A 21,056-nucleotide genomic window follows, 5' to 3' on the forward strand; every position below is an offset into this window, starting at 1 on the left:
CCCACACGAATTACTTGGTTAACTTTTTAAAGAGCGTTTGAGCTGTTGCTCAATCAAGGCCGCGTATTCTACATCGTTCCGCTGCCCTGTCAACCACTTTTTTCGAAGAATTTTTGAAGCAAATTTTCGAACACTTTCAAGCAGTTGCGTTCCTCGTGAACCGGCGTTGTCTGCCGTGTCCCTCAGAAGTGGTGCGCATTCTACAGCCCTCAGGAAAACTGTCAACGCCCATTTTCAATTTATTTTACCGGGCTTCGGTTTCCACCTATGCGAGTGATCAAACACCCACCAAAACGTTTAGAACTTGACCAAAATCACGTTCTTTTCAGAGGAATGAGGGTGGAGAAACCAGACCAGTACACCCTGGCACCCAGTATTACAGCCAGCGCCAACCCGTAGATCATCATTTCGGTCACATCGCTGCGTGCCTGCCACAGGAAATGAACCCAGGCCAGAACCGCCGAACTGTAGATAAGACGATGTAATGGTTTCCAGCCACGCCCCACTCTTTTCATCATGCCTCTGGTAGACGTTGCCGCCAGCGGAACCATCAACAGGAAGGCCAACCCGCCCGCGATGATATAGGGGCGTTTGGTAAAGGTTGCCCAGAGATCAAACCAACCAAGGATAAACTGGAGAAAGGCGAGCACATGCAAAGTCGCATAGAAGAAAGCGTACAGGCCCAGCATCCTGCGGAATCGGAGCCAACCGGCCCAACCTGTGATTTTCCGCAATGGCGATATTAAAAGCGTTATCAGTAGAAACTGGAACGCTGCGATACCGAGCGCTTCTGTAATGGTCTGGCCTGGATCAGGCCCCAGATTACCACTCTGGATGTCCCACCCGATCAACGCGAGCGGAATCAGGCAGGACAGAAAAACCAGGACTTTAACCGGAGCATAGGGAAATTGACGAGAAGCCTTGGATGCCATCAATAATACCTGGAAAGATCCATATCCTTGTATAGATGAGCGACCTGTTCACCATAGCCGTTAAACTTCACTGTCTCGATCCAGTTCGGACTCAACAAACCAGAGGGCAGGCGACGCTCACGTTTCTGACTCCAGCGCGGATGATCCACTTCCGGATTCACGTTGGCATAGAAGCCATACTCTTCAGGCGCAATCATCTCCCAGCTGGTCTTGGGTCGCTCCTCCATGAAGCGGATACGGACGATCGACTTGATGCTCTTGAAGCCATACTTCCACGGCACAACCAGGCGGATCGGCGCACCATTCTGGTTTGGCAGGGTCTTGCCGTACAAACCAATGGCCAGAAACGACAACTCGTTCATGGCCTCGTCCATCCGGAGCCCCTCCCGGTAGGGCCAGTCAATCACGCTGAACATGGAGCGCTGCCCACGCATCTGGTCCGGATCATGAAGCGTTTCGAAGTAGACGTATTTAGCTTTTGATGTCGGCTGCAGACTGGCGAGCACTTCGGCCAACGGCACACCGACCCACGGAATCACCATCGACCAGGCTTCCACACAACGCAACCGGTAAATACGCTCCTGATACTGGTGAGGCTTCAGCAGATCTTCCAGCGCATAGGCGCCTGTCTTTGCACATTCACCTTCGACAGATACAGACCAGGGATCGACCGACATGGCATCGGCATAGCGCGCAGGGTCGCCTTTGTCCGTACCAAACTCATAAAAGTTGTTGTAGGAAGTAATCGCGGGGTAAGGCGCTTTCTTTTCGTCGGTAGAAAACGCCGGCATGGCCTTATACTGCAGGGCGTCGCCAGGAATTCCGCCCTCCTCCGCCTTGAGAAGGGCCGGCATGGTCAGCGCCGCAGCGGATGCCATCGTCCCGGCCATGAATTTCCGCCGGTTCAGGTAGACGGACTCAGGCGTCACTTCAGATTCTGACAGAGCCCACGACGGGCGGCGCTTGATAAGCATCGGGAACCTCCAATTCATTACTTGAGGTAACTGACCGGAGGTTCCCGAGAAAATTCCCGGCCGATTCACTCGGCCGAGGGGTAAGTCCTACCGAGCGCGGGCCGGCTTGCGACGGAACAGAGCCCGGACCGGGCCGGAAAGTGCGTAAATCAGGAACCCGGTGAAGAGTACGGTGGCGGGATCAAGGGCGATCACCACAAACACCAGCACCACCAGAAGTATTGCCGCGAAAGGCACCCGACCTCGAAGATCGAGATCCTTGAAGCTGCGGTAAAGAATATTGCTGACCATCAGCACACCGGTTCCGGCCACAACGATAATTGTCAGCAACGTCAGCCAGGACGATGGCTCGAAACTGTGGAAACACCACACCAGCCCCGCAACACAGGCAGCTGCCGATGGACTGGGCAGGCCCACAAAGTATTTTTTGTCCACGGAGCCGATCTGGGTATTGAACCGAGCCAACCGCAATGCTGCGCCAGCCACGTAGATGAACGTAACCACCCAGCCCACTTTGTCCAATCCGTTGAGGGACCAGAAAAAGGCCACCAGGCCGGGCGCAACACCGAAGGCCACCATGTCGGCAAGGCTGTCGTATTCCTCACCGAATTTGCTCTGGGTATTTGTCATCCGGGCGACACGGCCATCCAGCCCATCCAGAATCATGGACACAAAAATGGCAATAGCAGCATTGTCGAAGACACCATTGGCGGCAGAAACAATCGCATAGAATCCAGAGAACAGAGAGGCAGTCGTCAGCGCGTTGGGAAGCAGGTAAATGCCTTTGCGACGAACCTTGGTCCCCTCAACAAGCTCCTCTTCAACCACTTCACCGGGCTCAATTTCCGGATCTGCGGCTTTCCTGGTTTCTGATTTTTCCACGGTATTCTTTTCTTCAGTCATTCCATAAACTCCGGAAAGCATTTGGGCGGAGTATAAACGAAAAACGCGGCCACAAGGGGCCGCGTTTCCAAACCTTACCGAAAATCCGGATCAGTTCTTGTCTTTGTCCACGATCTTGTTCGCGGAAATCCACGGCATCATGGAACGCAGCTTCTCGCCCACGGTCTCGATCTCGTGAGCCGCATTCTGGCGACGGCGAGCGGTCATGGACGGATAGTTCAGGGCACCTTCAGAGATGAACATCTTGGCGTATTCGCCGCTCTGGATGCGCTTCAGTGCGTTGCGCATGGCTTCGCGGGACTGCTCGTTGATCACCTCCGGACCGGTTACGTACTCACCGTACTCGGCGTTGTTGGAGATGGAGTAATTCATGTTGGCGATGCCGCCTTCGTACATCAGGTCAACGATCAGCTTCAGCTCGTGCAGACACTCGAAGTACGCCATTTCCGGAGCGTAGCCCGCTTCGGTCAGGGTTTCGAAGCCGGCTTTAACCAGCTCAACCGCGCCACCACACAGAACCGCCTGCTCACCGAACAGATCGGTTTCGGTTTCGTCTTTGAAGGTGGTTTCGATGATACCGGTACGGCCGCCGCCGATGCCGCTGGCGTAGGACAGGGCTACGTTCTTGGCGTTGCCGGACGCGTCCTGGAAGATCGCAATCAGGTCAGGGATACCACCGCCCTTGGTGAACTCGGTGCGCACAGTGTGGCCCGGAGCCTTCGGGGCAACCATGATCACGTCCAGATCTTTGCGCGGAACGATCTGGTTGTAGTGAATCGCGAAGCCGTGAGCGAAGGCCAGGGTAGCACCCTGCTTCAGGTTCGGCTCGATTTCCTCACGGTACAGCTGGGCCTGGAACTCGTCCGGCGTCAGAACCATGACCACGTCTGCAGATGCAACGGCAGAAGCCACATCGCTGGTCTTCAGTCCATAGGCTTCAGCCTTGGCGATGGAGGATGAACCGGAACGCAGACCAACAACCACGTCTACACCGGAATCCTTCAGGTTGCACGCGTGGGCGTGGCCCTGAGAGCCGAAGCCCAGAATGGCAACTTTCTTGCCTTGGATGATGGAAAGATCACAATCTTTATCGTAATAAACCTGCATGAGAAACCTCTATATGTATGTAATGGCCCCTCGGGGCCATGATTTTCGATTTGTTTCGGCAGCCCTTACAGGCTGAGTACCTTTTCGCCACGGGCAATGCCAGATACGCCAGTGCGAACAACTTCCAGAACACCCGAAGTGCCCACTGCCTGAATGAAGCCATCCAGCTTTTCACTGTCGCCGGCAAGCTGCACGGTGTAGACAGAACTGGTGACATCCACAATCTGGCCACGGAAGATATCCACCGTGCGCTTGATCTCGGCACGCTGGGATCCGGTTGCCTTGAGCTTGACCAGCATCAGCTCCCGCTCTATGTGAGCGCCCTCGGTCAGATCCACCAGCTTGACCACTTCGATCAGCTTGTTCAGCTGCTTGGTGATCTGCTCGATCACCTTGTCGGAACCTGTCGTGGTGACAGTCAGGCGAGACAGGGTTTCGTCTTCCGTGGGCGCTACGGTCAGGGTTTCGATGTTGTAGTTGCGCTGCGAAAACAGGCCAACCACACGAGACAGTGCGCCGGGTTCGTTTTCCAGCAAAACAGAAATGATTCGACGCATGATCACACCCTCTCCGTTTTGCTGAGCCACATGTCTTTCATGGATCCTCGAGCGACCTGCATGGGATAGACATGCTCAAAGCGGTCCACATAGATATCGACAAACACCAGTTTGTCTTTCATGGCCAGGACTTCCTTGAGCTTGGGCTCCAGGTCTTCCTTGCGATCAATGCGCACACCCACATGACCATACGCTTCCGCCAGCTTGATGAAGTCCGGCAAAGACTCCATGTAAGACTGGGAATGGCGGGACTCGTAATTCATGTCCTGCCACTGCTTAACCATGCCCAGAGCCTGGTTATTCAGGTTGATGATCTTCACCGGCAGATCGTACTGCTTGCAGGTGGACAGTTCCTGGATATTCATCTGGATACTGCCTTCACCAGTGAAGCACAGCACTTCATCTTCCGGATGGGTCAGTTTGATGCCCATGGCGGCTGGCAGGCCGAAGCCCATGGTGCCGAGGCCACCGGAGTTGATCCATCGGTTCGGCTTGTCAAACTTGTAGTACTGGGCAGCAAACATCTGGTGCTGACCTACATCGGTGGTTACGAAGGCATCACCATTGGTGAGCTTCCAGAGCATCTCGACCACTTCCTGGGGCTTGATTACATCCGGGCTGGTCTCGTAACGCATGCCGTGGAACGCGCGCCACTCTTCAATCTGCTTCCACCACGATGCCAGCGCCTCGGCATCCGGCTTGTCCCTGGATTCTTTTACCAGCGACAGCATTTCTTTCAGTACCGCATCCACCGGGCCGACAATGGGCACGTCTGCATCTATGGTCTTTGAGATAGATGCCGGGTCGATATCGATATGAATAATGCGCGCGCCCGGGCAGAACTTCTCGGTGGCGTTGGTCACGCGATCATCAAAGCGCGCGCCCACACAGAGAATCAGATCTGAATGGTGCATCGCCATGTTGGCTTCATAGGTACCGTGCATACCCAGCCAGCCCAGGTGCTGTTTGTCAGTCGCCGGATAGCAACCGATGCCCATCAGGGTGTTGGTGATAGGGAAGCCCAGGGTCCGGGTCAGCTCGGTCAACTGGCTGGAAGCCTTGCCCAGGATCACACCGCCGCCGGCATAGATGACCGGGCGTTTGGCCGCCATCAGCATGTCGACGGCTTTTTTGATCTGACCGGCATGGCCACGAACCGCCGGGTTATAGGAGCGCAGCTTGACCTTCTTGGGATAGGAGTACTCATAGCGCTCATTCGGTGTGGTCATATCCTTCGGGATATCAACCACAACCGGACCGGGACGACCGGTAGCAGCGATGTAGTATGCCTTGCGGATTACCTCAGGGATTTCCTCGGGGTGACGAACGCTCAGATTGTGCTTAACCACCGGACGGGAAACACCGATCATATCGGTTTCCTGGAAGGCATCCTCACCAATAAGGGTGGATGCAACCTGGCCGCACAGAACCACCATGGGGATGGAATCCATGAACGCGGTGGCAATGCCGGTAATAGTGTTGGTGGCTCCAGGACCCGAGGTCACCAGTACGGTACCTGGTTTTCCGGTTGCACGGGCATAGCCGTCGGCCATGTGGACCGCCGCCTGTTCGTGCCGAACCAGAATATGCTTGACTTTGTCCTGCCTGAACAGCGCATCATAAATATGAAGGGCTGCACCACCCGGATAGCCGTATATGTATTCGATCCCTTCATCCTGCAGGGAGCGGATCAGCATATCGGCGCCAGACAATAACTCCACGATTTTCTACCCTCTTCTACGAGTGAATGAGCCGGGTTACGCCCCGGTTGCCTGGATTCTCGGTTTCCCTGCTTCTTGTGAAAGCGGAACCGGCGTACTCCTCCACACTAAAACTAAAGAGGTTGTCTCCTGGCCAGCCGCCCTCCTGAGGGTTGCGGAGAACGGCCAATCAACGGGTTGCACGTAAGCAACAACCAAGGCCCGCCAAGCGCTGGCGAACGCAGTGTGGTGATTAACGGGGGATACTCGCTCGGGATTGCCTGCCGTATTGACCCCAGTCTTCAGGCAATCGGTAATTCTGACAGCGGGAAACTCGCTGTCAATAGGCGCTGTGGCTTAATTACCCCGGAATTCGCCTCTCTCTGCCATACTGTGCAAAACTGCGTGCAAGATTTTGAACCAGAGACAGGAAAATCCGGCCATCCGATGGCATGATAGCCACAGGCAGTAACCAAGTGACGAGCAGAGACATGAACCGAAAAATATTATTGCTGACGGTATTGATGGCGGCCGCACCCGGCCTTGCGACCAGCGCTTCGGTCTATAAGTGGACAGACGAGAACGGTGTAACGCACTTTGGCGACCGGCAGCCAACCGGCCAGAACGCAGAGCAGGTCAACGTTCGTTCCGGCACCAGTCAGGGTGCTGGTGTGCAGCGGCGAAGCGCCCAGGAACAGCTGGGCGAACTGCAGGAGCAGCAGGCGGCAGAGCAACAGCAACGAGAAGAATCTGCGGTTGAGGAAGCTCGCCGGAAACAGCGCGAAGCCAATTGCGCCACGGCACGCTCCAATCTTGAGGTGATCAACAGCAACGCTCGTATCCGCGTGGAGGAAAACGGTGAAACCCGGTATCTGAGCCCTGAGGAAATCGAGCAGCAGCGCCAGAAATTCCAGGAAATTGCAGACGAAAACTGTGGCCCGGAACAAGAAGGCAGTAGCGAGCGTTAAACCCGAAGGTTCGGAGAACAGAAAAGGGCGGAGACTCGTGCCTTCCGCCCTTTTCTTTTTCAGCAGCTGAGGTCCCGCCCTCAGCCGTTCTTACTGAACACCAGCCGGTCTTCCTGAACCGTTGCGCGAATGGTATCGCCGGGCACAAAGTCACCCTGTAGCAGCTTCTGCGCCAGCGGATTTTCGATCATGCGCTGAATCGCCCGCTTCAGCGGCCGAGCGCCATAAACCGGGTCGTACCCCACTTCCGCCAGCAACTGCATCACGTCGTCTCCGAGCTCCAGCTTCATATCCTGATCCTTCAGGCGACGAGCCAGATTCTCAATCTGGATACGGGCGATGCCCTGAATCTGGGACTCCGCCAGCGGATGGAACACCACAACTTCATCCACACGATTAATGAACTCCGGCCGGAAATGAGAGCCAACCACTTCCATCACCGCCGACTTCATGTCTTCGTAGTTCTCTTCTCCGGCCTTCTCCTGAATGATGTGGGAACCCAGATTTGAGGTCATCACCACCACTGTGTTGCGGAAGTCGACCGTGCGACCCTGACCATCGGTCAGACGCCCATCATCCAGCACCTGAAGCAGGATGTTGAAGACATCCGGGTGCGCCTTTTCAACCTCATCCAGAAGCAGAACCGAGTAGGGCCGGCGACGCACGGCCTCGGTCAGGTAGCCACCCTCTTCATACCCCACATATCCGGGAGGCGCACCAATCAAACGGGCGACCGAGTGCTTCTCCATGAATTCCGACATATCGATGCGAACCATGGCCTCTTCGGTATCGAACAGGAAGTTTGCCAGCGCCTTGCACAACTCGGTCTTCCCCACCCCGGTCGGCCCGAGGAACAAGAAAGAACCATTGGGACGATTCGGATCCGACAGTCCAGCCCGGGACCGGCGCACCGCATTGGATACCGCTTCCACGGCCTCATCCTGGCCAATGACCCGATCGTGGAGGGCTTCCTCCATGCGCATCAGCTTGTCGCGCTCCCCCTCCAGCATCTTGGATACCGGAATCCCGGTCCACTTTGAAACGATTTCCGCAATTTCTTCATCCGTGACCCGGTTGCGCAACAGCTTCATTTCCATCATTTCCGCCTGGCTGGCCATATCCAGTTGGCGCTCCAGCTCCGGGATCTTGCCGTACTGCAGCTCGGACATCTTACCCAGATCCCCTGCACGGCGGGCATTCTCCAGGTCAATCCGGGCCTGCTCCAGCTGGCTCTTGATCTTCTGGGAGCCGTGCAGAGCCGCCTTTTCAGTGTTCCAGACTTCCTCAAGGTCGGCGTATTCGCGCTCAACATTGCCAATAACCGCCGACAGCTCTTCCAACCGCTTCTTAGAGGCTGCGTCGGTTTCCTTTTTCAGGGCTTCCCGCTCAATCTTGAGCTGAATCAGCCGGCGCTCCAGACGATCCAGAGCCTCAGGCTTGGAGTCCATTTCCATACGGATCTGGCTGGCCGCTTCATCCACCAGGTCAATGGCCTTATCCGGCAACTGACGATCGGTAATATATCGATGAGACAGCTTGGCGGCCGCGATGATGGCGCCATCCGTTACCTCAACCCCATGGTGAACCTCATAGCGCTCTTTCAGCCCACGCAGGATGGCGATGGTATCTTCCTCACTGGGCTCGCTGACCAGCACTTTCTGGAAACGGCGCTCCAGTGCTGCGTCTTTTTCAATATTTTCCCGGTACTCATTCAGCGTGGTGGCGCCGACACAGTGCAACTCGCCCCGGGCCAGGGCCGGCTTCAGCATGTTGCCGGCATCCATGGAACCTTCGGCTTTACCGGCGCCCACCATGGTGTGGATCTCGTCAATGAACAGGATGATCTGGCCTTCCTGTTTCGACAGCTCATTAAGCACTGCCTTCAGGCGCTCCTCAAACTCACCTCGGAACTTGGCGCCGGCAATCAATGCGCCCATGTCCAGCGACAGTACTTTCTTGTCTTTCAGGCCATCGGGCACCTCTCCGTTGACGATACGCTGAGCCAGCCCCTCCACAATCGCGGTTTTACCCACACCGGGCTCACCGATCAGCACGGGGTTGTTCTTGCGCCGGCGTTGCAGTACCTGAATGGTGCGACGGATTTCATCGTCGCGACCAATCACCGGGTCCAGCTTGCCGGCCTCGGCCCGCTCGGTAAGATCAATGGTGTACTTTGACAGGGCCTGACGGTTTTCCTCCGCGCCGGCATCGTTCACCGACTCTCCCCCGCGCACTTCGTCAATGGCCTTTTCCAGCGCGGCCTTGTCAACGCCTTGCTCTCGCAGAATGCGCCCCAGGGAACCGCGGTCTTCAACCGCCGCCAGCAGAACCAGCTCACTGGATATGAACTGGTCACCCCGCTTCTGGGCCAGCTTGTCGGAAATGTTAAACAGTCGCCCCATGTCGTTCGACATGGACACATCGCCGGCATTGCCCTGCACCTCCGGCAGGTTCTCAATTTCCTTCGCCACGGCCTGTCTTACCCGGCCGGGCTCAACCCCCACTTGTTTGAGCAGCGGTTTAATGGAGCTTCCCTGCTGGTCCAGCAGGGCCTGCATCAGATGCACGGGCTCGATGAAGTTATGGTCTTTGCCAACCGCGATGGACTGCGCATCCGCCAACGCGGTTTGCAGCTTGCTGGTGAGCTTGTCGATTCTCATGTGCTCTTATCCCCAAAATTCGTAGTGAATACCGATCAACCCTGTGGTCCGGATATTCCGATTGCTTTGAAACTTAATGTAGGGGCAAGTGGGGGGAGTTCAAGTTGGGCAGACCGCAATTCGTCAGAAATTTGACGGCTGTCAGTTAACACATCAGGAAGAGCTATCGAGACTTCAGGATTTTAGCCAGACCAGGGTGGCCATACGGCCGGTTTGACCATCCCGGCGATAGGAAAAGAACCATTCCCGATCCTGAACGGTGCACAGACTACCGCCAGCGACGGACGAGACACCAACCTGACTCAGACGCAGGGTTGCCAGACTGTAGATATCGGCCATGAAATGGCCCGGGCGGGCACCCTTGGTGTCAAAGGCTTTCGCAGCTTCCGGACTGTGCTGAACAAACGCTTCGCGCACTTCCGGGCCAACTTCGAAACTGTCGGGACCAATGGCGGGGCCCAGCCAGGCCGAAAGCTTGTCAGGCTCAACCGCCATCGCACTGACCAGGTTTTCCAGCACGCCTCCGCTGAGGCTGCGCCAGCCGGCGTGAGCAGCCCCCACTACGGTTCCATCGGAATCCGCAATCACTACGGGCAGGCAGTCGGCAGTCAGAATGGCACAACTAAGGCCGGGCGATCGGGTGAAACTGGCATCCGCTTCAGGAACCTGTTGAGCGTTGTCGGGTGTAAGCTCGACCACCCTCGCACCATGCACCTGATTCAACCAGCCAATCCGATCCACCTCTAACCCCGTGAAGCGGGCCAGGCGCTGCCGGTTTTCGGCGACAGATTCAGGGCTATCCCCGACATGATCCCCGAGGTTGAGCGAACTCCACGGCGCCTCACTGACGCCTCCCTTGCGAGTCGTGCACATGGCTTGCACCGCCCCCGGTGCGGACCAACTCGGCCTCAGGATGTAGTTGTCAGAAATCACGTTCTTCCAGCTCCCGGGCGTGTTTGCGCAGAGCTTCGATCAGGTGAACCATATCCTCTGGTAGCGGCACCTCCCAGCTCAGAATCTCACCCGTTTCCGGATGCTCAAGGGTCAACTGTCTCGCATGCAGGGCCTGCCGGGTGAACGCAGCCAGTACATCCCGAAGCTCCTCTGTAGTGCCTTTGGGCAACCGCAGACGCCCACCGTAGGCAGGATCACCAACCAGCGGGTGGCGCACATGCGCCATGTGCACACGGATCTGATGGGTGCGGCCACTTTCCAGCTTGCAACGAACCAGGGTATGCGCGGCAAAACGCTCCAGCAGGCGGTAATGGGTGACCGCCGGTTTGCCACTGGAAACCACGGCCATGCGTTTACGATCCTGCGGATGACGGCCAATAGGTGCGTCAACTGTTGCACCACCGGTCAGCGCGCCCACCACCACGGCCTCATACTCCCGCCCCATCGTGCGTGTTTGCAGCTGGTCTACCAGGGAGGTATGTGCAATCAGGCTGCGGGCCACCACCATGATGCCGGAGGTATCCTTGTCCAGGCGGTGAACAATACCTGCCCTCGGCAGGTTTTCCACTTCCGGCGCGTAATTCAGCAGGGCGTTCACCAGCGTGCCATCAGAATGGCCGGCCGCTGGGTGCACCACCAACCCGGCCGGCTTGTTAATCACCAGCAAGTGCTCATCTTCGTAGACGATATCCAGGCTGATGGGTTCGGCTTCCCAGGTCACCTGCACTTCAGGCTCAGCATTGAGCGCCAGGGAATCGCCCATCATTACCTTGTCCCGCGGCTTGCGGGATTTACCGTTCACCGTCAGGGCTCCGCTCTTGATCCAGGATTGCAGGCGGGAGCGGGAATGCTCGGGCATCAGCTCCGCCGCGGCCTGATCCAGCCGCTTGTCGCTGAGTTCCGGCGGTACGGTAAATTGGCCGGTAATTCGGTTTTCGGAAGTCATTCAGCCTCGTTTTCGCCGTTGGTTTCTGGCGCAGACGGCCGCCGGACAGGCGGCGATGTTACGTTTCGGTCAGATTCTGGTGCCAATATCGGGAAACACTGCACACAGACAGCCTTCCCCGTTACAATGACCAATCCAACCACAAGTTCTGAACATTATACGGGATTCCGGCATGAGATCAGTCGTTCGATTACTGCTACTTTCCACACTTTTTGCGCTAGCCGCCGGCTGTGCGTCCCAGAAGGAGGTGGAAGTCCTGCCGGAACAGACCTATTACGAGAATGCCCGTGAGGCCATGAACTCGGGCAACTTCAACGAAGCCGAACAGAACCTGGATGCCCTGGAAACCTATTATCCATTCGGCCGCTATGCCGAACAGGCTCAGCTCGATCTGATCTTTGCCCGTTATCAGAACCTCGACCTTGAAGGCTCCCGGGCCGCCGCCGACCGCTTCATGCGCCTGAATCCGCAGAGTGATCACCTGGACTATGCCCTCTATATGAGAGGGCTAGCCTCCTACAACCTGGACCTTGGCCTGGCCGCCCGCTACTTCCCTGTTGATGTGGCCGCGCGCAATCCCGGCGAGCAGCTGCAGGCCTTCCGCGATTTCTCACAGCTGCTGAACCGGTTTCCGGACAGTGAATATGCCCTGGACGCCCGCCAGCGTATGATCGCCATCCGCAACCGCATGGCTGAACTGGAGCTGCACGCCGCACGCTACTACATCAAGCGTGAGGCCTACGTGGCCGCCAACAACCGCGCTCGCTACGTAGTGGAGAACTACCCGTCTTCGCCTTCAGTGGAAGAGGCTCTGATGATCATGGCGGATACCTTCCGCTTTCTGGAGCTGAAAAAGGGCGCCAACGATGCCATTGCCACGCTGAGAAAAAACTTCCCGAACAGCGACGCCTTCAATGACAACGGTGAGTACGAATCGGATCTTCTTCGCCGCCAGAACCGCTCATTGACCAACGTGGTGACCTTCGGTCTGATGGGGGATGAGTAAGAGCGGGATTACTTCCCGCTCTTCCAGCCATTGGTAATGGGATAGCGTCTGTCTTTGCCAAAGCCCCGTTCGGTAATACGAACACCGATGGGGGCCTGGCGGCGCTTGTATTCATTGATATCAACCAGCCTGACCACCCTGTCCACATCCTCGCGCTCAAACCCTTCCGCGACGATAGCATCGGCACTGTAATCACGCTCCACGTATAGGTTCAGAATCTGATCCAGCACGTCATAGCCCGGCAAGCTGTCCTCATCTTTCTGGTCTGGCGCCAGCTCGGCTGAGGGCGGGCGGGTAATCACCCGCTCCGGAATCACTGGTGACAGGGTATTGCGGTAGCGCGCCAGCCGGAAAACCAGCGTTTTCGGCACATCCTTCAGAACATCAAAGCCACCCGCCATGTCACCGTAAAGCGTGGAATAACCAACCGCCATTTCACTCTTGTTGCCGGTCGTAAGCACCAAAGAGCCAAACTTGTTGGACAGTGACATAAGCAGCACGCCCCGCAGACGGGCCTGAAGGTTTTCCTCGGTGGTATCCGGCTTTGTGCCTGCAAAAGGTTCTGCCAGAGCCGCCATGAAGGCATCGTACATGGGCTCAATGGAGAACACGTCATACTGCACACCCAGGGCGGTGGCCTCGGCCTCGGCATCTTCCAGGCTGATGCTGGAGGTATACCGGAACGGCATCATCACCGCGCGCACACGCTCCTTGCCCAGGGCATCCACCGCAACCGCCAGTGTAACCGCCGAATCGATGCCGCCAGACAGGCCCAACACCACTGACTTGAAACCATTCTTGTTGACGTAATCCCGTACGCCGGTTACCAAGGCACTGTAAACATTGGCTTCCAGCTGCGGTTCTGGCGGTAATGGCCGAGAAATCGGCTGACAATGGTGCTCGCACAGGAAATCCACCGGGTACAGCCCCTCCTCGAACTGAGACACCTCCGCAGACAGCCCACCCGAGTGGTCGTACACCATGGAGCCGCCATCAAACACCAGCTCATCCTGACCACCCACCAGGTTCACGTAGACGATGCTGACCCGGTTCTCCCGGGACTTGCGCTCGAGCAAAGCCTTGCGACGGGCCTGTTTATCGATGTCGTAGGGCGAGGCATTGAGATTAAGGATAAGTCGGGCACCCGCGGCTGCCGCATCTTCCACAGGGCCATCTTTCCAGAGATCCTCACACACGGTAATGCCGACAGGCTGGCCTTTAATGTCGAGCACCAGTGTGTCGGAACCTTCGGCGAAATAGCGCTTTTCGTCAAAAACCTGGTAGTTCGGCGGGAAGCGTTTGAAGTAGCGACCGCGAATCTGACCAGCTTCAATCACCAGCGCCGCATTATATAGCAACCCTCCAGAGCGAATAGGAGCCCCGATGACCATCACCGGAGGCAGTGCCGCACTTTGCAGCTTTTCCAGTGCTTCGCGCACGCGAAGGTCCAGACTTGGGCGCAACAGGAGATCCTCCGGCGGGTAGCCGGTCAGGCACAGCTCCGGAAAGACAACGATATCGGCCTGAAGCTCCGCCCAGGCCCGCTGGGTTGCCTCCAGAATCAGATCGGTATTGCCCGGAATATCTCCAACCAGGAAATCCAGTTGCGCCATAACAACGCGGAGTTTTCTGGCGGCGTTCTGGCTCTCGGATGTTTGACCGGCTTCCGGCATGGACTGGCTCCTGTAACTTGTTGCCGTTAAAAGGCTATTATAACCCGTCAACAACAAAGATTTCTCCCGCACACAGACAGATGACTCGCTCCATGGCTCAAGACACTGCCGACAAACACAGCAAGCGCTCTGCTTTCGGGCCGCCGGCCAAGCAGCAACAGGGAAGGCTGTTCCGGATCTACAATCATTATCGCGTGGTCATCAGCCTGATGCTGCTGGGCTTGCTGCTCTTCGATCCATTCACCACCGACAGCAAGTTCCGCTGGCTGGAGTACTACCAGGCGGGCGTGGTTACCTACCTGGCAATCAATGGCTTTACCGCACTGCTACTGCTTGCCGGCTTCCAGCCACGACAGCGGCATATCACGCTCTCCATTCTGATCGACATACTGGTGATGCATGGACTGTTACTGGCCAGCACCGGTATCACTAATGGCCTGGCCAACCTGGTTATCATTTCGGTGGCGGCGGGCAATATTCTGACACCAAGCCGGATAGGCACCTTCTACGCGGCGCTGGCTGCCATCTGCTCTCTCGGCATCTCCGGCTGGGCGGTACTCGCCATCAATGAAACCGCCGACGACATTGTCCGGGCGGGCTCTCTGGGCATACTCTACTTTGCCGCGGCTTTTGTCCTGCAGGGCATTTCAAAACGGATGATCCGAAGCGAAGCCCTGGCCAGCAGCCGGGCACGGAGCATTCAGGAACTGGAACAGATCAACCAGCAGATCATCCAGCGCATGCGTACCGGCATCCTGGTGCTTGATCGTTTCGGCCAGATTCGGCTTGCCAACGCCGCCGCCGAAGAACTGCTGTTCGGTGTGAGCGCCGATGGAGAAGATCTGGAGCCCCGTGCACGGCTACTGCCTAAACCGCTCAGGCAGGGGCTCGAAAGCTGGCTGAAAAACCCCAACATGCGGATTGAACCCTTTCAGGCGTCGTCTACCTCACCGCTTTTGCAGGCCAACTTCACGCAACTGGACCAGGAACGGGGCGACCAGATTCTGGTGTTTATTGAAGACATGAGTAAAGTGACCCAGCAGGCCCAACAGATGAAGCTGGCGTCCCTAGGACGATTAACGGCTGGCATCGCTCACGAAATCCGGAATCCTCTCGGCGCCATCAGCCACGCAGCCCAGTTAATGGAAGAATCCCCCAGCCTGGATGAGGGGGATCTTCGGATGCTCGATATCATTCGCCGTCACTCCCGACGGGTGAATGGCATCATCGAGAATGTACTGGATCTCTCTCGCCGCCGGACCGCAAATTCCGAGCTGATAGATGTCGGCCAATGGCTTCGCGAGTTCCGGGATGATTTCGTGCAGACGCTGAATGGGGAAACGGCCACCACGATCGAATTGAATATCAGCGAGCAGATTCCACAGGCTCGTTTCGACAAGAGCCAGATTGAGCAGGTGATGGTGAATCTGTGCGACAATGGTTTGCGGTACAGCAAACAGCAGACCGGGCAAAACAGGATACAATTAATTGCGGGCGCCACGGCCGATGGCAAACGGGCTTACGTGGACGTTCGGGATTTTGGCCCGGGCATCAGTGCCGAGCATCGGCATTCCGTATTCGAGCCCTTTTTCACTACGGATAAAAGCGGAACCGGGCTTGGCCTCTACCTGGCCAGGGAGTTATGCGAAGCTAACCAGGCACACCTGTCGCTGGTCGATGACGGACAGCCGGGGTGCCGATTCCGCATAACGTTTGCTCACCCCGGGCGAATGATCTGACCAACTGGCCATCGGGCGTTTGAATTCAACAGGGAACCGAAGACACAGAATGACTACACAGACAGCGCTGATTGTTGACGACGAGCCGGATATCCGGGATCTACTGGAAATCACCCTCACCCGGATGGGCATTACCACCTACACCGCCCCCGATCTGGCCAGCGCCAGGGAACTACTGCAGCAGCACAATCCCCAGCTCTGCCTGACAGACATGAACCTGCCCGACGGCAATGGTATAGACCTTGTTCACTGGATTCAGCAACACACTCCCTGCACCCCCGTTGCAGTGATCACCGCCTATGGCAGCATGGACACGGCTATCGAATCGCTCAAAGCCGGCGCTTTTGACTTCGTATCCAAGCCCGTGGAGCTGCCCCGCCTGCGGGAACTGGTCAACAGCGCTCTGAAGCTGTCAGAACCCCAGACCGGCGAAACCGCCGAGTCCGATGAGCCCGGCCTGCTTCTGGGCGACTCGCCGCAAATCCGGAAACTGCGCACACAGACGAAAAAGCTCGCCAGAAGCCAGGCACCGGTGTTTATCAGCGGCGAATCCGGCAGCGGCAAGGAGCTGGTCGCCCGCATGATTCACCTGCAAGGCCCCAGAAGTGACGGCCCCTTTATCGCAGTGAACTGTGGCGCAATCCCCTCGGAATTGATGGAAAGCGAGTTCTTTGGCCACAAGAAGGGCAGCTTCACCGGAGCCGTCGAGAACAAGCAGGGCCTGTTCCGCTCTGCCGATGGTGGCACCCTGTTTCTGGACGAAGTGGCCGACCTCCCACTGGCCATGCAGGTAAAACTGCTGCGTGCTATCCAGGAGAAAGCCGTCCGCCCGGTCGGCGATACCAAAGAAGTGCCGGTGGACATCCGGGTGCTCAGCGCCACCCACAAAAACCTCCCGGAACTGGTGCAGGAAGGCGACTTCCGCCAGGATCTGTTCTACCGGATCAACGTCATCGAACTGGCCGTTCCGCCGCTGCGCGAGCGCGCCGAGGATATCCCCCTGCTGGCCGAGCACATTCTCCAACGCATAGCGCGGGAATACGAGTGCGACCCGGCCAAACTCACCGCGGCCGCCATCGAACGACTCAAAGGCTACGAGTTTCCCGGTAACGTTCGTGAACTGGAGAACATCCTGGAACGCGCTTTTACCCTGTGCGATGAAGACCTGATTGATGCCGGAGATCTGCATCTTGGCGGCGGTGTCGTGCCAGCAGGCTCCGCCTCCGCGACCAGAGAGACGGAGTCAGAAACGGATGCTGCCGCAGCCCAGGTGCCCGAGGGTGAGATCGATCTTGAGGGCTATCTGGAAAGCATCGAGAGACAGGCCATTGAAAAAGCACTGGAAGCGACACGGTGGAATAAAACAGCGGCGGCCAAGAGACTGGGGATCAGCTTTCGGGCCTTGAGGTATCGGTTGAAGAAACTGGGGATGGAGTAATCCAGAAGTAGACTCAGTACTTAGAATCAAGCCAGCGGCCTGGGTTAGGATTGACAGGCTCTGAACAGGATGTACAGAGCTCATCAGATAACCTCAGACAAGGACGTTCGCTATGCGTTACACAATACGCAGTGGCGGGTTTACGCTTATAGAGCTGACCCTTACGCTATCTATCATGGCCATTCTGGCTACCTTGGCCAGTGTCTCCTGGCCCCAACTGATCACCTCAACGCGCCACACGGATACAGTCAATCAGATCCATCGCATGTTTGCCAGTGCCCGCTCACTGGCCGTCACCCGCAGGACAGTGATCACGGTATGCCCACTTACACCGGCGCAATCCTGCATCGACGACTGGAACCGACCGGTTCACGTGTTCCTTGACGCCGACAACGACAAGCGTCCGGATAATGGGCGTAGCCATCAGGTTTTCCACCTCAACGACAACCAGGCGAGACTCCATACTCGAACCGCCGGCCGGGGCTACTTCCAGTTCGCTTCAACCGGAATGAGCCGCGGCACAATGGGGAGCATAGTGGTGTGCTCCGGAACCCAGCCAAACGATATCAGAATGAGCTACCTGGCCCTGAATATCGGCGGACGTCTACGCAGCCTCGATGACGAAGACCGGGACGGAACCATCAGGTTACCGTGGGGCACCACCGTGGTCTGTTCCTGATCGCACACCGGGATAGCAGGTACGAGGTCTCATTTTATCAGACGCTCGTACCGCTCATTCCCTGACAACTACCTTTTATCGCAAGACTCATGGACTGTAAGACTCATTCTGCTGTAATTGAGACTGTATTAATGGGCAGGATGGCATATGAGGAACAGAACTGCGGGTTTTACGCTAATTGAGCTCATGGTGACGATGGTCATTCTCGCGCTTGTCGCAACCATCGCCATTCCGGGATTTGGCAGGTTAATCGATAACAACCGACTGGTATCAGGTACCAACCTGCTTGTTTCATCCATCAAGCTGGCCAGATCGGAAGCTATCAAGCGTGGCGAGAACGTGACCCTCAGCACCGATGGCGGGCTCGACAGTGGCTGGTGCGTCCATGAGGGCGGTGCTGCCGGTGATTGCACAAACAACCAGATTCGTGTTTTTGAGGCTCCCGGCAATCTGACGTATACCGAATCAGCGGCCGACATCGTGTTTGACCGCCGAGGTTTTCTGGTACCGCAGGCAGCCCAGACATTTACGGTCGCTCCCGTTGGCTGCGCTGCCGGGGATATACGGTTTCGGACTATTCGAATCAGTCCGGTAGGGCGAACTGAAGTGGAAGACGGAGTATGCCCGTGACGATCAATTCCCTAAATCACACAGTTAATTCGCACAGCCCCATGGCTCTGACCCGCCAGGCAGGTATCGGACTCATTGAGATACTGGTCACCGTCCTGATTCTCGGTATCGGGATTCTGGGCGTCGCATCGACACAGGTGGTCTCCCTGCAGATGAACACGCAATCGCAAAGCCGCAGCCAGGCGGTTCTGCTGGCGGAGGATCTGCTTGACCGAATTCGAGCCAATCCGGATAACATCGCCGGCTACGCACTGGCTCAAGGCGATGCCCAAGGCGCTGATGGCGGCGCCTGCGACACATCCTTCGTCCCGGCAAACGGGAGTGTAGCTGCAAATGATCTGGCAACCTGGGAAAACAACCTGGCTTGCCTGCTCCCGGATGCAGAACGCACAGTTGTCATTGACGGCCTCAACAACACGGTCACTGTGACGATCGACTGGGATCAAAACGACCAGGCAATGAACCCCGTAGTGGTGAGGACTCAGATCTGATGGCGCACACTATCCAAGCAAGAGCTCACGCTTCCGCTCCCCGTTGGCAATCCCAGCGCGGACTTTCACTCGTGGAGTTGCTGATTGCAGTTGCACTGGGCCTGCTGTTGACGCTTGGCGTCACACAGATTTATCTGAGCGGAAACGAAACGTATCGCCAAACCCAGGGACTTGCCCATGCACAAGAGAGCGCACGCTTTGTGTCTGCGATCCTCGCCCCGGATTTCCGGTCCGCAGGCAGCTTTGGCTGCCTCGCAGAGATGGGCCGGCCGCTGGACCAGGTTGTCGATAATCGATTGAATGGTGGCCTGCTGATGCCATTGGGGCGGCCCGTCCAGGGCTGGGATTTCAACGGCACAGGACCCAGCGACAGCGTTACCCTTCCCGCCGCTCTGAACACACCGGGGGCGGGCAGTTGGTCCTCTGGTAATGCTGGCGCGCAGCTGCCGGCCCAGTTGGCCGGCTCGGTACTGGCCAATTCAGACGTGGTCGTTATAAACGCCCTCACCCCCCTGAGCGTGCCTGTAAACGCAGCGAACCCTCAGAACGGCAACAGCATCAACCTCGTTGATAACTCCGAGGTGCCCGTCAACCGGATCGTACTGGCAACACTGGGAGACTGTTCTGAAGGCGAGTTGTTTCAAAAGAGCAACAACTTCAACTCGAGCTCAGTGACCATGGCAGGCGGCAATGTCATACCAGGCAATAATGGCAACAATTTCAACCTGGCATATGACTCTGAAACACGCGTGTATGAATTTACCTCTATGGCTTACTACATCGGTCAGGGCACCAACGGAGAACCCGCCCTGTTCAGACGACTGATGACACCGTTAGAACCCCCACAGGAACTCGTGTCAGGGGTCGAGACGCTGCAACTCCTGTATGGCGTCGACACGGTTGGAGACGAAGCCGCAGACGATTATGTTCCCGCCAACCTCGTGGCTAACTGGGATTCGGTTTCAAGCGTCCGATTTGCGGTAATCACCCGCAGTCGGGACGAGGTGCTTGATGAAGAAAACGATCGGTTGTTTGACGTCCTGGGCAGCGAAGTGTCCCAGGCCAACAACGGTGACAGACGAGTTCGACTGGTTTCCGTCGGCACCACCACCATCAGAGGTAGAATGCAATGATTGACGCAGTCTCCCCAGGTTATCCGCTCGCGAATGGCCAGTTTCCTGGACAACAGCAAGGCGCCACCCTGATCATTGCCCTGGTCATGCTGCTGTTGATATCCCTGCTGGCTATCGGAGGCATGCAGGGATCCATCATGCAGGAACGGATGGCCAGCAACGCCCATGATGGAGCTCTTTCGTTTCAGGCATCCGAAGCAGCCCTGCGACAGGCAGAAGACGATATTCTGAACAGTCTGCCGACACGCCTCACGGCTTTCGATGAGCCGCTGATTGCGACCCCGTGGCTCTGGGATGGCACCAATCCAACTCGCCTGGGCGTTGGTAATGCCGGCCCGGATGTCAGCGCACAGCCGATTTACCACATTGCCCGACTGGCCGATGTCTGCCCGATTGAACCGGGCCAACCCTGCTTTGAGAGGTATATGACAACTGCCCGAGCCCAAGGCGGCAGTGCCGAGGCAGTGACGGTTCTGCAGTCAACCGTTCTGCTACCGCCTCAGTGATAAAGAAAACCATAAACGAACATCAGATTAGGATTGCTCATTCCATCCGGAGAGCCAGTT

General features: G+C 56.9%; 19 protein-coding genes. 9 read left to right on the plus strand and 10 right to left on the minus strand.

The genetic code is table 11. From position 1 onward, the window contains the following. Positions 1-314: 314 nt before the first annotated feature. From JIF53_RS11905 to JIF53_RS11930, 6 genes are all read right to left on the minus strand, one after another. Positions 315-932: a sulfite oxidase heme-binding subunit YedZ gene (locus JIF53_RS11905; RefSeq protein ID WP_199452606.1), complete on the minus strand. Its 618-nt coding sequence runs from the start codon at positions 930-932 to the stop codon at positions 315-317. Next, on the minus strand, positions 932-1,906 hold the full coding sequence (gene msrP / locus JIF53_RS11910; protein ID WP_199452556.1) for a protein-methionine-sulfoxide reductase catalytic subunit MsrP: 975 nt from the start codon (positions 1,904-1,906) through the stop codon (positions 932-934). Before msrP ends, JIF53_RS11905 begins: the two co-directional genes overlap by 1 nt. 87 nt (positions 1,907-1,993) lie before the next feature. Continuing rightward, positions 1,994-2,809, minus strand: coding sequence for a CDP-diacylglycerol--serine O-phosphatidyltransferase (gene pssA, locus JIF53_RS11915; protein WP_114434757.1), 816 nt, complete (start codon positions 2,807-2,809; stop codon positions 1,994-1,996). A gap of 90 nt (positions 2,810-2,899) precedes the next feature. Then, positions 2,900-3,916 (minus strand): ketol-acid reductoisomerase, encoded by a 1,017-nt coding sequence (gene ilvC / locus JIF53_RS11920; protein ID WP_114434758.1) that lies wholly within the window; start codon positions 3,914-3,916, stop codon positions 2,900-2,902. A 65-nt stretch (positions 3,917-3,981) separates the two neighbouring features. After that, positions 3,982-4,473 carry an acetolactate synthase small subunit gene (gene ilvN, locus JIF53_RS11925; RefSeq protein WP_011784401.1) on the minus strand — a complete coding sequence of 164 codons (492 nt, stop codon included), beginning with the start codon at positions 4,471-4,473 and terminating at the stop codon, positions 3,982-3,984. Between the two features lie 2 nt (positions 4,474-4,475). Continuing rightward, positions 4,476-6,194, minus strand: coding sequence for an acetolactate synthase 3 large subunit (locus tag JIF53_RS11930; RefSeq protein WP_011784400.1), 1,719 nt, complete (start codon positions 6,192-6,194; stop codon positions 4,476-4,478). Between the two features lie 470 nt (positions 6,195-6,664). On the opposite strand from JIF53_RS11930, the gene JIF53_RS11935 reads away from it, so the two are divergent. Continuing rightward, positions 6,665-7,141: a DUF4124 domain-containing protein gene (locus JIF53_RS11935; RefSeq protein ID WP_199452557.1), complete on the plus strand. Its 477-nt coding sequence runs from the start codon at positions 6,665-6,667 to the stop codon at positions 7,139-7,141. 80 nt (positions 7,142-7,221) lie between these two features. Here the strand turns inward: JIF53_RS11935 and clpB are convergent, their stop codons facing one another. From clpB to rluD, 3 genes are all read right to left on the minus strand, one after another. Further along, positions 7,222-9,801, minus strand: coding sequence for an ATP-dependent chaperone ClpB (gene clpB, locus JIF53_RS11940; RefSeq protein WP_199452558.1), 2,580 nt, complete (start codon positions 9,799-9,801; stop codon positions 7,222-7,224). 174 nt (positions 9,802-9,975) lie between these two features. Then, positions 9,976-10,674, minus strand: coding sequence for a peptidoglycan editing factor PgeF (gene pgeF, locus JIF53_RS11945; protein WP_206769591.1), 699 nt, complete (start codon positions 10,672-10,674; stop codon positions 9,976-9,978). 49 nt (positions 10,675-10,723) lie between these two features. Continuing rightward, positions 10,724-11,701, minus strand: a complete 978-nt coding sequence (gene rluD, locus JIF53_RS11950; RefSeq protein ID WP_023010891.1) for a 23S rRNA pseudouridine(1911/1915/1917) synthase RluD — start codon at positions 11,699-11,701, stop codon at positions 10,724-10,726. 172 nt (positions 11,702-11,873) lie between these two features. Here rluD and JIF53_RS11955 point away from each other — a divergent pair, with 172 nt between their 5' ends. Continuing rightward, positions 11,874-12,707: an outer membrane protein assembly factor BamD gene (locus tag JIF53_RS11955; RefSeq protein ID WP_199452559.1), complete on the plus strand. Its 834-nt coding sequence runs from the start codon at positions 11,874-11,876 to the stop codon at positions 12,705-12,707. Positions 12,708-12,715: 8 nt separating this feature from the next. Here the strand turns inward: JIF53_RS11955 and JIF53_RS11960 are convergent, their stop codons facing one another. Continuing rightward, positions 12,716-14,380, minus strand: a complete 1,665-nt coding sequence (locus tag JIF53_RS11960; RefSeq protein WP_199452560.1) for an NAD+ synthase — start codon at positions 14,378-14,380, stop codon at positions 12,716-12,718. A gap of 92 nt (positions 14,381-14,472) precedes the next feature. On the opposite strand from JIF53_RS11960, the gene JIF53_RS11965 reads away from it, so the two are divergent. The 7 genes from JIF53_RS11965 to JIF53_RS11995 all read left to right on the plus strand — a co-directional run bounded on the left by JIF53_RS11965 (position 14,473) and on the right by JIF53_RS11995 (position 20,996). Beyond that, complete coding sequence (locus tag JIF53_RS11965; RefSeq protein ID WP_199452561.1) at positions 14,473-16,119, plus strand: sensor histidine kinase; 1,647 nt, start codon at positions 14,473-14,475, stop codon at positions 16,117-16,119. Between the two features lie 49 nt (positions 16,120-16,168). Further along, a complete protein-coding gene (locus JIF53_RS11970; RefSeq protein WP_199452562.1) occupies positions 16,169-17,557 on the plus strand; it encodes a sigma-54-dependent transcriptional regulator in 1,389 nt (462 codons plus the stop codon). Between the two features lie 112 nt (positions 17,558-17,669). Next, positions 17,670-18,236 carry a GspH/FimT family pseudopilin gene (locus tag JIF53_RS11975; RefSeq protein ID WP_023009260.1) on the plus strand — a complete coding sequence of 189 codons (567 nt, stop codon included), beginning with the start codon at positions 17,670-17,672 and terminating at the stop codon, positions 18,234-18,236. A 147-nt stretch (positions 18,237-18,383) separates the two neighbouring features. After that, on the plus strand, positions 18,384-18,866 hold the full coding sequence (locus tag JIF53_RS11980; RefSeq protein ID WP_014420604.1) for a GspH/FimT family pseudopilin: 483 nt from the start codon (positions 18,384-18,386) through the stop codon (positions 18,864-18,866). Further along, entirely contained in the window at positions 18,863-19,357 is a 495-nt protein-coding gene (pilV, locus tag JIF53_RS11985; RefSeq protein WP_023009259.1) for a type IV pilus modification protein PilV, read from the plus strand. The genes JIF53_RS11980 and pilV overlap by 4 nt, the downstream gene beginning before the upstream one ends. Beyond that, positions 19,357-20,490 carry a PilW family protein gene (locus tag JIF53_RS11990; RefSeq protein WP_081698947.1) on the plus strand — a complete coding sequence of 378 codons (1,134 nt, stop codon included), beginning with the start codon at positions 19,357-19,359 and terminating at the stop codon, positions 20,488-20,490. Before pilV ends, JIF53_RS11990 begins: the two co-directional genes overlap by 1 nt. Further along, positions 20,487-20,996 (plus strand): pilus assembly PilX family protein, encoded by a 510-nt coding sequence (locus JIF53_RS11995; protein ID WP_199452563.1) that lies wholly within the window; start codon positions 20,487-20,489, stop codon positions 20,994-20,996. Before JIF53_RS11990 ends, JIF53_RS11995 begins: the two co-directional genes overlap by 4 nt. The last annotated feature ends 60 nt before the right edge of the window (positions 20,997-21,056 follow it).

Source organism: Marinobacter sp. bablab_jr008 (assembly GCF_016464145.1).
Classification (GTDB): Bacteria; Pseudomonadota; Gammaproteobacteria; order Pseudomonadales; family Oleiphilaceae; genus Marinobacter; species Marinobacter nauticus.

Bases quoted from the DNA above. Each gene is read 5' to 3' on its own strand.
- JIF53_RS11905 (WP_199452606.1), bottom strand. From the start codon at position 932: ATGGCATCCAAGGCTTCTCGTCAATTTCCCTATGCTCCGGTTAAAGTC.
- msrP (WP_199452556.1), bottom strand. From the start codon at position 1,906: ATGCTTATCAAGCGCCGCCCGTCGTGGGCTCTGTCAGAATCTGAAGTG.
- pssA (WP_114434757.1), bottom strand. From the start codon at position 2,809: ATGACTGAAGAAAAGAATACCGTGGAAAAATCAGAAACCAGGAAAGCC.
- ilvC (WP_114434758.1), bottom strand. From the start codon at position 3,916: ATGCAGGTTTATTACGATAAAGATTGTGATCTTTCCATCATCCAAGGC.
- ilvN (WP_011784401.1), bottom strand. From the start codon at position 4,473: ATGCGTCGAATCATTTCTGTTTTGCTGGAAAACGAACCCGGCGCACTG.
- JIF53_RS11935 (WP_199452557.1), top strand. From the start codon at position 6,665: ATGAACCGAAAAATATTATTGCTGACGGTATTGATGGCGGCCGCACCC.
- clpB (WP_199452558.1), bottom strand. From the start codon at position 9,801: ATGAGAATCGACAAGCTCACCAGCAAGCTGCAAACCGCGTTGGCGGAT.
- pgeF (WP_206769591.1), bottom strand. From the start codon at position 10,674: ATGTGCACGACTCGCAAGGGAGGCGTCAGTGAGGCGCCGTGGAGTTCG.
- rluD (WP_023010891.1), bottom strand. From the start codon at position 11,701: ATGACTTCCGAAAACCGAATTACCGGCCAATTTACCGTACCGCCGGAA.
- JIF53_RS11955 (WP_199452559.1), top strand. From the start codon at position 11,874: ATGAGATCAGTCGTTCGATTACTGCTACTTTCCACACTTTTTGCGCTA.
- JIF53_RS11960 (WP_199452560.1), bottom strand. From the start codon at position 14,380: ATGCCGGAAGCCGGTCAAACATCCGAGAGCCAGAACGCCGCCAGAAAA.
- JIF53_RS11965 (WP_199452561.1), top strand. From the start codon at position 14,473: ATGGCTCAAGACACTGCCGACAAACACAGCAAGCGCTCTGCTTTCGGG.
- JIF53_RS11970 (WP_199452562.1), top strand. From the start codon at position 16,169: ATGACTACACAGACAGCGCTGATTGTTGACGACGAGCCGGATATCCGG.
- JIF53_RS11975 (WP_023009260.1), top strand. From the start codon at position 17,670: ATGCGTTACACAATACGCAGTGGCGGGTTTACGCTTATAGAGCTGACC.
- JIF53_RS11980 (WP_014420604.1), top strand. From the start codon at position 18,384: ATGAGGAACAGAACTGCGGGTTTTACGCTAATTGAGCTCATGGTGACG.
- JIF53_RS11990 (WP_081698947.1), top strand. From the start codon at position 19,357: ATGGCGCACACTATCCAAGCAAGAGCTCACGCTTCCGCTCCCCGTTGG.
- JIF53_RS11995 (WP_199452563.1), top strand. From the start codon at position 20,487: ATGATTGACGCAGTCTCCCCAGGTTATCCGCTCGCGAATGGCCAGTTT.